The 401-nt window shown below is 64.3% G+C and carries 1 protein-coding gene; it reads left to right on the top strand.

From position 1 onward, the window contains the following. On the top strand, window positions 1-401 hold a 401-nt coding region (gene tssI / locus AC4IHP_RS27855; RefSeq protein WP_490833290.1), incomplete at both ends, for a type VI secretion system tip protein TssI/VgrG.

Raw genomic sequence — 401 nt, 5'->3', positions numbered from 1 at the left:
GTGACCAGTGACACCACCGCACTCAAAGACGATTTCCACCAGGGCTACCGCAACCGCTTCCAGGCCACGCCGTGGGATGTGCCCAACCGCCCGCCGCTGCGCCACCCGAAACCGCGAATCCTCGGCAGCCAGAGCGCAGTGGTCACCGGCCCGAAAGGTGAAGAAATCCACTGCGACGAATACGGCCGGGTCAAAGTCCAGTTCCATTGGGACCGCGAAGGTCAGGCCGACGACAAGACCAGTTGCTGGCTGCGCGTCTCCAGCGCCTGGGCCGGCGCCCAGTACGGCGGCATCGCCATCCCGCGCATCGGCATGGAAGTGCTGGTCACCTTCCTTGAAGGCGACCCCGATCAACCGCTGATCAGCGGCTGCCTGTACCACAAGGAAAACACCGTCCCCTA

The sequence above is a fragment of the Pseudomonas sp. UF-293 genome (assembly GCF_058245595.1).
Note: the sequence above shows the minus strand (reverse complement) of the source record. Positions and strands in the feature narration are given on the sequence as shown.